At 39.9% G+C, this 9,153-nt stretch carries 7 protein-coding genes; 5 read left to right on the top strand and 2 right to left on the bottom strand.

Going from position 1 to position 9,153, the window contains the following annotated elements:
* The 4 genes from CALSC_RS26420 to sppA form a co-directional block, all read left to right on the top strand.
* The coding region (locus CALSC_RS26420) for an NF038122 family metalloprotease (RefSeq protein WP_088241432.1) at positions 1-1,323 on the top strand (1,323 nt) is incomplete at its 5' end.
* Positions 1,324-1,420: 97 nt separating this feature from the next.
* The gene (locus CALSC_RS11205) at positions 1,421-1,972 is read left to right on the top strand and encodes an NUDIX hydrolase (protein WP_088241433.1); all 552 of its coding nucleotides are present in this window, start codon (positions 1,421-1,423) and stop codon (positions 1,970-1,972) included.
* A 58-nt stretch (positions 1,973-2,030) separates the two neighbouring features.
* The gene (gene fni / locus CALSC_RS11210) at positions 2,031-3,077 is read left to right on the top strand and encodes a type 2 isopentenyl-diphosphate Delta-isomerase (protein ID WP_088241434.1); all 1,047 of its coding nucleotides are present in this window, start codon (positions 2,031-2,033) and stop codon (positions 3,075-3,077) included.
* A gap of 187 nt (positions 3,078-3,264) precedes the next feature.
* Positions 3,265-5,100, top strand: coding sequence for a signal peptide peptidase SppA (gene sppA / locus CALSC_RS11215; RefSeq protein ID WP_088241435.1), 1,836 nt, complete (start codon positions 3,265-3,267; stop codon positions 5,098-5,100).
* A 388-nt stretch (positions 5,101-5,488) separates the two neighbouring features.
* On the opposite strand, the gene CALSC_RS11220 is transcribed toward sppA, so the two are convergent.
* Entirely contained in the window at positions 5,489-7,168 is a 1,680-nt protein-coding gene (locus CALSC_RS11220) for an alpha/beta hydrolase (RefSeq protein WP_088241436.1), read from the bottom strand.
* Between the two features lie 444 nt (positions 7,169-7,612).
* A complete protein-coding gene (locus CALSC_RS11225) occupies positions 7,613-8,539 on the bottom strand; it encodes a DMT family transporter (protein WP_088241437.1) in 927 nt (308 codons plus the stop codon).
* Positions 8,540-8,710: 171 nt separating this feature from the next.
* Between CALSC_RS11225 and CALSC_RS11230 the strand changes: the two genes are divergently transcribed.
* The coding region (locus tag CALSC_RS11230) for an HAD family hydrolase (RefSeq protein ID WP_088241438.1) at positions 8,711-9,153 on the top strand (443 nt) is incomplete at its 3' end.

Below are 9,153 nucleotides of genomic sequence, written 5' to 3' on the forward strand. Positions count from 1 at the left end.
GCCCCATTAACATTAGCAGCCACCTTGATATTGGGGAGCAATTTACCAGTTGCAGCTCTGAAAATCAATCTTACCTATGGAGCCTCCGTTACCGAAGAACAAAAAGAGGCGGCTGAATTGGCTGCTTTAATTTGGGAGAACTATATTACAGATGATATTACAGTCAATATCCACATGGATATGAAAGAACTTGACTGGGGAAAAATGGGTGCTGCAGTACCCAATCTCAGAACTAACTATGACTACAATCAATTTAGAATTAGAGCAGAAGCTGAAGCAAGATTAGCAGGACAAAACAATAATTTTTTGCCAACAGCCATTAATCTTGAGGATAGCTCAGTCTCACGTTATAAGATTATTTACCAGAATGGGCAATGGATTTCACGGAATGATGATTCTCTGACCATTTACCAGGATGGGGAAGGGGTTCCAGAGAGTTATGATTCTCAGATGATGATTACTGCTGCTAATGCGATGGCACTGGGTTTGAGTTTCAGCTCCAACAGTGAACTCCACGGCTATATCCAACTAAATTCGAGATATAACTGGAGTTATAAATATGCCCTAGGCACAGTTGACAAAAACAAGTTTGATTTTACCAGTGTTGTTATCCATGAAATTGGCCATAATCTTGGTTTTATTAGTGGTGTAGATCCGATACAAAGCCAAGCACAAGCACGTCCCTCAACCTTAGATATGATGCGCTGCTCAGATTACAGTGCAACACTAGGTGCCATTGATTTTTCTGTGGATAGTCACCGCCGCTATTTCTCCATTGATGGATGTCAAACTGTCTTTAACCTGACTGAGACAGAACAGACAACCAATAAAAAAGGCAAGATTGTCGAGGAAACTAGGACTTATGAAGCTCTATTTGCCAGAGGTACGAATACTAGCTTGGGTGGTGACGGAATGCAAGCAAGCCACTGGGCAGATCAGAATCCCGATACTGGCATTATGAATCCATTGATGTCAAGTAACACCATACGTAGACTTACAGGGGTAGACCTAACGGCAATGGACTACATCGGCTATGATGTTGATCTGAAAAAATACTATAAAACAGACGATAACGGAGACTACATACTAGACCGCAATGACAATAAAATCTTTAAACAGCTTGACTTGGCATCTCTACAATCCCAAGCTATAGACCGAGCTGCTGGGGATAATTACCGCCCCGAATACAGTCCTGATGGTGATCCGACAACGGCTAATCAAGTAGAGAAATTCATGGAAGAGAGTGGAATTTACTACTCCTGGTGGGGGGGAGGTGAAGAATGCCCAGACCCAAATGACCCAGACAGCTGCACATTTTGGTAACAGAGGATACTAATAGTTTTTTAGGTTTTAACTTTCACAAATTCCTGATTTGCCACCCTAATTATTGTAATGTTTTTTATGCATTCACAATTTAATTATGCAAATAGGTAGAGAATTACCACAATTACTTAAGCAGTGCTTACTTTATAAAGGGCGTAAGTTTAACTTTGAAGTCAATCGCTTGCGCTTACCTAATCAATCTGAGGGAGAATGGGAATGTATTCGTCATCCTGGTGGTTCTCTGGCTGTACCAGTCACATCAGAGGGTAAGTTGATCCTTGTACGCCAGTATCGTTTTGCTGTGAGCAGCAGAGTTTTAGAATTTCCAGCAGGTACAGTGGAAGCAAATGAAGATCCATTGCAAACAATCCAGCGAGAAATCCAAGAAGAAACAGGTTATGATGCTCAAACCTGGCAAAAGCTGGGAGAATTCTTCATTGCTCCTGGTTATTCTGATGAAATTATTTATGCTTATTTAGCCCGAGATTTGCAAAAATTAGATAATCCTCCTGCCCAAGAAGCTGATGAAGACATTGAAACAGTGTTGATGACTCCCATGGAATTGGAACAAGCGATCGCACAAGGAGAACAAGTGGATTCTAAATCAATTTGTAGTTTTATGTTGGCACGTCCTTTTTTAGAGATTTAATAATTGCGATCGGCTGAGACAATAGTTAATAGCACATCAAATAGATTTAGATGCCATCGTGAACCTTTCCTCCACAGAAACTGCAACAACTCAGTCTCGCAAAGCCGATCACATTCGCATTTGTTTGGAAGCAGATGTACAATGTCACCAAGCTACTAATGGTTTGGAACGTTACCGTTTTACCCATCACTGCTTGCCTGAATTGGATTATCAAGATATTGATCTGAGTACCAATTTCTTGGATAAGAAGCTAGGGGCACCCCTACTAATTTCTTCCATGACTGGGGGAACTCCCCAAGCCGGAATGATTAACCAACGTCTGGCAAAGGTGGCGCAAAAATATCAATTAGCAATGGGTGTAGGCTCTCAAAGAGTGGCAGTGGAAAAGCCAGAGGTTGCTGATACATTTGCTGTACGTAAATATGCCCCGGATATACTCCTATTCGCCAACTTGGGGGCAGTACAACTCAATTATGATTATGGCTTAGAGCAATGTCTACGAGCTATTGATATTCTCCAAGCTGATGCTCTCATCCTTCACCTCAATCCTCTACAGGAGTGTATTCAGCCACGGGGAGACAAGAATTTTTATGGAATTATAGACAAAATAGCTGAATTGTGCATAAAGTTGCCCATACCTGTCATTGCCAAGGAAGTAGGTAATGGGATTTCAGATGTGATGGCAGAGAAACTGATTGGGGCTGGGGTTGCTGCTATTGACGTGGCAGGTACGGGGGGTACATCTTGGGCAAAAGTAGAAAGCGAAAGGGCTGAAAATGCCTTACAACGCCGTTTAGGTAGAACTTTTGCTGATTGGGGTTTGTCCACAGCCGAGTGTATTACTAGTATTCGAGCCATAGCACCAGATATACCTTTAATTGCTTCTGGAGGACTACGCCACGGATTAGATGTAGGTAAAGCGATCGCTTTGGGGGCAAATATTGCTGGATTAGCCATGCCTTTTCTCAAAGCTGCGACAAACTCCCAAGAGGCTGTGGATGAATTGGCTCAGGTTTTGATGGCAGAAATTAAGACTGTGTTATTCTGTACCGGCAACCAAACGTTAGAACAATTACAGAGTTCAGGAAGTTTAATTACCCGATAGAATAGATAAACTATTATTAGGAGCGCATTCACAAGGGGGAAGTTAGTCAGAGGCAGGGGAGCAGGGGAGCCTCATAGGGGTACTGGGGTGGAAAAATAAATCAGCGCCACGGTAATGTCATTGAGAATTAGGTTTTGACTCTTAACATTAATGGCTGCCGACTATTTAATAATTAACGAATAAAAACATGGGTAATTTTATCAAACAGACCTTTGCTAGCTTAGTCGGTACTTTACTAGGACTAATGATTTTTGCTGGTTTAGGCACTACAGGACTAATATTATTAATTGTTGCAGCTGCCAGTTCTAAAGATGCTGGACCAACAGTCAAAAATAAATCTGTGCTGGTTTTTGACTTGTCCATGAAAATCACCGACAGTAAACCCAGTTCCAATCAAATCCTGCAAAAGGTGTTATCTGGTGAAAATGAAACTATAATTTCCCTCCACAGTGTTCTTAACTCCATAGAAAAAGCACGGAATGATAAACGAATTGTAGCTATTTATCTTGATGCTAGTAAAGCAAACAGTGCTACTGGTACTGGCTTTGCTACCCTCAAGGAAATTCGTCAGGCATTAGATACGTTTCGTAGCTCCGGTAAAAAAATCATTGCCTATGGTGTGGATTGGGGAGAGAAAGAATACTACCTCAGTTCCGTAGCTAATACGGTGGTGTTGAATCCCCTAGGAGCTATGGAAGTCAATGGTTTGAGCACCCAACCAATGTTTTTAACCGGAGCCTTGGAAAAGTACGGCATCGGTGTGCAAATTGTGCGAGTGGGTAAATTTAAGGGAGCCATTGAACCATTGGTACTCAAAAAACTTAGTCCTGAGAACCGCCAACAAACCCAAAGATTATTGAATGATGTCTGGGGAGAATGGCGCACCAGTGTTGGTAGTAGTCGGAAAATTACCCCCCAAAAATTACAAGCGATCGCTGATAGTCAAGGTATATTACTCGCAGATGAAGCGAAAAATCGCGGCTTGGTTGACCAAGTGGCATACTTCGATCAAGTAGTTGCAGACCTGAAAAAAATTACAGCTAGTAAAAAAGAAGACAAAACCTTTAAGCAAATTAGTATCAAAAAATATGCCGGTGTTGACCAAAGCAAGGGAGGTATAAAAAAGATATCAAAAAATAAAGTTGCTGTGGTATATGCTGAAGGAGAAATTGTTGATGGGGAAGGAGAAAACGAACAAGTAGGTGGCGATCGCTTTGCCAAAGTCTTTCGCAAAATTAGGCAAAATAAAAATATCAAAGCTGTAGTACTGCGGATTAATAGTCCTGGTGGTAGTGCCACCGCATCGGAAATCATGCAGCGAGAAGTCCGCCTGACCCGTGAAATTAAACCAGTTGTGGTCTCGATGGGTGATGTTGCTGCATCTGGTGGTTATTGGATTGCTACGGACTCCAACCGCATATTTGCTGAAGCAAATACCATTACTGGTTCCATTGGTGTATTTGGTGTGTTATTTAATGCTCAAAAATTAGGTAATGACAATGGAATTACTTGGGATGCAGTCAAAACAGGACGCTATGCTGACACCCAAACCGTTGCTCGCCCCAAGTCTGCTGAAGAGTTGAAATTATACCAGCGTTCTGTGAATCGGATTTATAGTTTATTCTTAAATAAAGTTGCCAAAGGTCGCAAATTATCCACAGATAAGGTCAGTGAAATTGCTCAAGGTAGAGTTTGGTCTGGTACAGCAGCCAAAAAGATTGGATTAGTTGATGAAATTGGTGGTTTAGACTCAGCGATCGAGTATGCTGCGAAACAAGCTAAATTGGCGAAAGATTGGGAATTACAAGAATATCCCCGGATGAATAGCTTAGAAGAGCAGTTATTTGGCAAGGTTGCTGAGGAAACCAAAACAGCTCTAGGAATTGAAACTACACCTAATACAACACCTGATCCACTTACAACTGAGTTTCACAAGCTACGTCAAGAGATTGCCATTTTCCAAAGAATGAACGATCCCAGGGGAATATATGCTCGTTTACCTTTTAACATCAAAATTGATTAATAGTTAGGGTCTGCTGAATAACTTAAAAATGTTGATTTATCAATGCTTTGAGGCTATTTTCTTGGGGAGGGGCGTGCAAGAAAATTAGGATTTTAGGTTTAAAATCCTTGCATCTGTTATTTTTTCTGGCAAAAATAATATAAATAAAGAGGCTGGAACTACTCCCCACTCCCTACTCCCCACTCCCTACCCTCACCAAAATACTTTTTCAGCAAGCCCTAGTTAACACTCCTTGCGGGAAGTCCCCCGATGGAGTCTGTGGATACTTCACGAACACCCCTGTCTACAAGTAAAAGAAGTTAGGAGTTAGGAGGTATGACTGCTTCAACTCCCAACTCCCAACTATCAACTATCAACTATTAACTCCCGACTCCCTACTCCCTACTCCCTACTCCCTACTCCCCACAGTTTTATATTGTGCTAAATCATTTGGTGTCAGAGACTGGATAAGACTCAAACCTATGGATTGGCGAGAAAGAACTTTAGCATAAGCAGCATTGAGATATTGCTTATATTGGGAACTACCAACAACATAAGTTCCAAAGAAAGGCATACTCAAAGACTTCATATAGCTACGAGCTTGTTTAGGATTATCTCCTATTAACTGGGAAGGTAATTCTACTGCTTCACTTGTACTGCTTCCATTACCAATAGTAGAAAAATGAGTACCTCCTGAGAGCAAAGCTAAATACTTTTGAGAGGTAGGAATCCAAGAAAAAGGCTGAATCTGCTCATAGAGCGCCGGTGCGACTGTATCATCACTGCTAGCAACCACCATTACAGGAATTTGTACTTGGCTTAAGCCAGATTCACAAAATACAGTACTAGTAATCGGATTGACTGCAATTACCGCTTTGACTCGACTATCACGCAAATCTTTCTCTCGATTCTTTCTTTCTACCTTGAGAGCACCACATTGGAGTAATACAGATAGATTCCAGGTATTGTTTACTGCTTGGGAGTTACAATCCTTTTGAATGCGATTGTAATCCAGTTTTGCTCCTGCTAAAGCTAAAGCTGTATAACCACCCAAAGATTGACCAAATACTCCCACCTGTTGCAAATTCAAACGATTTTTGAGGCTGGGATCAGATTCCAAACGGTCTAAAACAAATTTGATATCCAGAGGTCGGTCATAAAATTCATTGGATTGGATAATTTCCCCAGTGCGTCCATCCAGGAGCAATTGCAATTTTTTGCTATTGCTACCAGGATGGTTGGGAACAACTACAGCAAAACCATGGGATGCTAGATGGGACGCTAAATATCTAAAATTGCTACTATCTGAACCTAAACCATGAGAAATAACAATTACAGATGCTTTAGTTTTGCTTTGAGGTAAATAAACATCTGTCAGCACTAACCTTTTGCGTGAAAAATCCAGTAATTTTCGGGATTTGATTTTTTGCCATTTAAATTTTCCCGGACGGCGCAAGTTTTGTAACTGGAAATTATTCTGGGAGAATGGGATATTAGCTGCTTCTATCTCTGATTTTTGCGACACAGTCGCAATTGCTCGGTTTGTTTCCCTCACCATTTTTTCCAATTCAGAAGCAATTCCCAAAGTTCTTGCCAAATCTATGTGAATGCTACCGGTGGGATACTTCCGTAGTACATTTAATAAGGTTAAACCTCCGGGTTCCTGTGATGCTAAAATCAACGCCGAGCGTAAGGCATAAAATCCTGGTTTTGGTTGTCGAGATCTGGTTTTAATTACATCTCCCAACCTGCGTAACAACAGCTCCCCTTGCTGGGTATAGAGGAATTGTGAAACAGCTACCGGATGCAATTTAACCGGGCTAGTTAAAACCCGGTGTAACTCTTTAATTTGCTCTGGCTTGAGGTATTGGCGATAAACAGCTAATTCTTGCTCAATTTTACCTGTTTGAGCAAATTTTTCCATTGCTGTCACTGGAATTGATAATTCTAAGGCTGAGTAAGATGCATAAATTCGTTCTGCTGATCGAGCAGATTCACTCATCCCTAAGGTTGGTATCAGCATCGACAACAGAAAGGGTAGCGAGTACTTCTTGAGGACGCTGTTCCCATTACCAAACAAACTCTTCATCGTTCAACTGCTTCAATGATGTTGTTTCATGAGGTATTCGTTGTGGTAGTTATGCAGATCCCCTGGTAGATTTTATTGGTGAATGTTACCTCAATATTCAGTTATTGTGTGAGTTTTTTTGCTCTTGGTTAATATTTATCCAATCAAATACAACCACAATAGATAATTTCCCTACCTCAATTAGCAATAATTCATGACTAAATATCCAAAATCAGAGTGGGAAGTTGCTAGTTTTGGCAAATAAATATTGCCAATTCTCAGATTTCCTGACTACTAAATATTTAATACTGAATGCTTACCCGAATTAGAGATTAACTCAACTAAATATTACTACTGTGAAATAATAACAAATTCAAGAAATAACATGCCTCCGTGTTTATCATGTTGCCACCAAAAAGACGACTATTGTAATTATAATTTTAAGTACAAACACCGAAAAAAAATTCAATTACCCTTACCTAAAGCAATTGTCATTGAACCAAATACAACTAAAATTGCTCCGAAGATACCTATAAATGTTATATTTTCTGGCTCTATTAAATCAGGTGCGATCGCGGATACGGTGTCTACGGATATTAAAGTGATAATTGGGGCAGAAGCAAGCACGGCACTTACTCTTGAAGCTTCCCAATGTTCTAATGATTCAGCAAAAGCACCATAGCCAATTACTGTATTTAATGCACAAAACAATAATACAAGTAAATAAAATATGTTGAGGGTGAAAATGGTATTAATGGTAGCAAAAGGGGTGAATATTAAAGCACACATTCCATAAATAATCACCATAATATGGGTAGAAGATAAGCTACGTAATAACTGTTTTTGTGCCAAGGCATAAGTCGCCCAAGTTACAGCTCCTAAAACTACTAAACCGCTACCTAATAAATATGTGTTAGGTGTTGTAATTAGATTTGTTATTTGTTCATGAAAAAATAGGGTAAAGCCAAGAATAAACACACTAACTCCCAGCCATTGCACCAAGGTATAACGCTCCTGAAATAGAAATAATCCACCAGCTCCTAATAAAATCGGTGCTAATTGGATAATCACTTCAGCATTCGCCGGAGAGGTTAGTGCCAAACCTTTGAGGAAACAGATATAATTAACAGCTAAAAAGATAATGGCGATCGCTAATAATTTACTAGGAGTAGAGCGCAATTTGGTCACTGTTGGTAATTGACCCCGGACTTTTAAGTAAATCGCCAGCAACACAAAAGCCACTAAAAAACGAAACCAAGTAACAGTATATACATCTAATTTTTGTAGAGTTACCTTGAGAGCGATGGGTAAAATTCCCCACAAAGTGACAGTTATAGTAGATAATGCTAGACCTAATTGCCAGCGACCAGAAGTTTGATGGATATTAGTCATTAGGTATGTTTTATTAAGTGATAACCCTGGGTTTAAGCAGAAAGGGAAAGTAATTATTACAAGTATTACTGAAACATCATTAACCTAGAATTTAATTTATTTTGACACTATTTGTGACATCATAATGAATCTAACAGGAGGTTGGATAGGATTTTTGGTTTGGTAAAAATAATGAAAACAGAACAACCGAAAGTAATTTTTTTAGATGCAGTAGGTACCCTCTTTGGTGTTAAAGGTAGTGTAGGGGAAGTATATAGCCAAATAGCACAAGAATTTGGTATAGAAGTTAACGCCGAAACTATCAATCAAGCCTTCTTTTCCTGTTTTAAAGCATCCACACCACCCGTATTTCCTGGTATTGATGAACAAGATATTCCTCAATCCGAATTTACATGGTGGCGCAACATTTCCTACCAAACATTTGAGAAAGCAGGGGTAATTGCTCAATTTTCTGACTTCTCTAGCTTTTTTAGTGAACTTTATATCCACTTCGGTACAGCAGAGCCTTGGTTTGTATATTCTGATGTGGTAACATCTTTAGAAAAATGGCAAAAAATGGGAATTGAATTAGGGATTATTTCTAATTTTGATTCTCGGATATATTCAGTATTAAG

This window comes from Calothrix rhizosoleniae SC01 (assembly GCF_900185595.1).
In the GTDB taxonomy this organism is placed as follows: Bacteria; Cyanobacteriota; Cyanobacteriia; order Cyanobacteriales; family Nostocaceae; genus Calothrix_A; species Calothrix_A rhizosoleniae.

Excerpts from the sequence above, each read along its gene's own strand:
- CALSC_RS11205 (WP_088241433.1), top strand. The coding sequence starts at position 1,421 with ATGCAAATAGGTAGAGAATTACCACAATTACTTAAGCAGTGCTTACTT.
- sppA (WP_088241435.1), top strand. The coding sequence starts at position 3,265 with ATGGGTAATTTTATCAAACAGACCTTTGCTAGCTTAGTCGGTACTTTA.
- CALSC_RS11220 (WP_088241436.1), bottom strand. The coding sequence starts at position 7,168 with ATGAAGAGTTTGTTTGGTAATGGGAACAGCGTCCTCAAGAAGTACTCG.
- CALSC_RS11225 (WP_088241437.1), bottom strand. The coding sequence starts at position 8,539 with ATGACTAATATCCATCAAACTTCTGGTCGCTGGCAATTAGGTCTAGCA.